Raw genomic sequence first — 2,199 nt, 5'->3', positions numbered from 1 at the left:
TGCCGGGTGTAGGAGGTACCGGGCCGCTCGGGGTCCGGGTCGTACAGGCCCTCCAGGTCCCAGCCGCGGTTGACCGGCCAGGTGGAGACCGCGTCGGCACCCCGGGAGACCAGGTCCCACAGCAGTTCGGGCGTGTCGACGCCGCCGGGGTAGCGGCAGGCCATCGAGACGATGGCGATCGGTTCGTGGCGGGCCTGCTCGGCCTCGCGCAGCTGCCTCCGGGCGTCACCGAGGTCCGCGGTGGCGCGCCTGAGGTACTCGAGCAGCTTCTTGTCGTCGGACATCAGGGCCAGCTCTCTCTCAGGCGTTTCCGAAGTCGTTGTCGATCAGGGCGAACAGCTCGTCCGCTGTCGCCGTTTCCGTCGCCGCGGCCAGGTCGTCCAGCGGTCCGGGCGGCAGTGCCCCGCCGCCCGGTGCGCCGGCGCGCCGGCCCCAGCCGCGCAGCAGTTCGTCCAGTCGTTCGCCGACCCCGTCGGTGTCGGCCGCTCCGGGCGGGACGGCCGCGAGCAGCGCGGCCAGCCGGTCCAGCTCGGCCAGCAGCAGCGACGGCGGTTCGGGCGCGGCGGACAGCTCCGCGTCCAGGTACTCCGCGAGCGCCTCGGGCGTCGGGTGGTCGAAGACGACCGTCGGCGGGACGGTCAGCCCGGTGGCCTCGCACAGCGCGTTCCTGAACCGCACCGCGAGCATCGAGTCGAAGCCGACCTCGGAGAAGGAGCGATCCGGGCGCACCGGACCGGCTCCGGGATGGCCGAGGACCGCGGCGGCGTGCCGGGCGACCAGGTCGAGCACCGCCTGACGGCGTGCCCGCCGGTCCAGCGGGGCCAGCCGGGCGGCCAGCCGTTCCGCGGGGGCACCGTCGTCGTCGCCCGCGGCCCGCGCGGTCCCCTCGGCCGGTACCGAGGTCGTGACCGAGGTGACGGCCGCGGCGGCCGTCCGGCCCGGTGTGGGCAGCCAGTACCGGTCGCGCTGGAAGGGGTACGTCGGCAGCAGGAGTGCTGCCGGGCCGCCCGGCCCGGGGTCCCCCGTCCAGGGCGACCAGTCCACCGGACCGCCGCCGGCCGCCCACGCCTCGGTCAGTGAGGCCAGCAGCCGGTCCCGGCCACCGTCGCCGCGCCGCAGCGTGCCGACCGCCGACACCTCCCGCCCGGCCTCAGCGGCCACCGCCTCGATCCCGGCGAGCAGCACCGGATGCGGGCTGACCTCGACGGCCAGGGTGTGACCCGCGTCCAGCAGGGCGCGGGTCGCGCCGACGAAGTCGACCGGCTCGCGCAGGTTGCGGTACCAGTAGGCGGCGTCGAGCGACTCCCCGGCGACGGGTTTGCCGGTCACCGTCGAGTAGATCGGGACGGCCGAGGCGCGGGGGCGTATCCCGGTGAGGGCTTCGCGCAGGTCCTCCTCGATCTCGGCGACCTGGGCCGAGTGGGCCGCGTAGTCCACCGGGATCGTCCTGGCCCGGACGCCTTCCCGCTCACAGGCCGCGAGCAGCGCGGCCAGCTCCTGGGGCTCCCCGGCGACGACCACGGCTCCGGGGCCGTTCTCCGCGGCCACGCAGACGCGTCCGCCGACGGGCAGCAGACTCGTGGTCCGCTCGGCGGAGGCGGCGACCGACACCATGCCGCCGCGTCCGGCCAGCCTCAGCAGCGCCCGGCTGCGCAGGGCCACCACGAGGGCCGCGTCGTCGAGCGACAGCGCTCCGGCGACGCAGGCGGCGGCGATCTCGCCCTGGCTGTGTCCGACGACCGCGTCCGGGGTGACCCCGGTGGCGCGCCAGTGCGCGGCCAGCGCGACCATCACGGCGAAGAGCACCGGCTGGACGACGTCCACACGGTCGAGCGTCGGTGCGCCGGGGGCACCGCGCAGCACCCCGGTCAGGGACCAGTCGGTGTGCGGGGCGAGCGCCCGTTCGCAGGCGTCGACGGCGGCGGCGAACGCCGCGGAGGTGTCGAGCGCCGCCACGGCCATGCCGGCCCACTGCGAGCCCTGGCCGGGGAAGACGAAGACCGTACGGCCGCCGCGCGCCCGGTCCTGCACGGCGTCGGGCGCGGGCTCTCCCGCCGCGAGGGCGTCCAACCAGCCGAGGAGCGCGTCGCGGTCGCGGCCGGTGGCGGCCGCCCGGAACGCCAGGGCCGGGCGGGTGGTGGCGAGCGCGCGGGCCGGGCCGGCGGCACCCCCGTCGGGGTCGGCCCGCAGGTGCTCGCC

Annotated in this window: 2 protein-coding genes; both read right to left on the bottom strand. The window is 76.9% G+C overall.

The window, feature by feature from the left end:
* On the bottom strand, window positions 1–284 hold a 284-nt coding region (locus VR45_RS41045; protein ID WP_045945080.1), incomplete at its 3' end, for a beta-ketoacyl synthase N-terminal-like domain-containing protein.
* 16 nt (window positions 285–300) lie between these two features.
* On the bottom strand, window positions 301–2,199 hold a 1,899-nt coding region (locus VR45_RS41040), incomplete at its 5' end, for an acyltransferase domain-containing protein (protein WP_045945079.1).

The organism is Streptomyces sp. NRRL S-495 (assembly GCF_000966955.1).
Classification (GTDB): domain Bacteria; phylum Actinomycetota; class Actinomycetes; order Streptomycetales; family Streptomycetaceae; genus Kitasatospora; species Kitasatospora purpeofusca.
The sequence above is the reverse complement of the archived record's forward strand: the minus strand, read 5'-3'. Positions and strand labels throughout refer to the sequence as shown.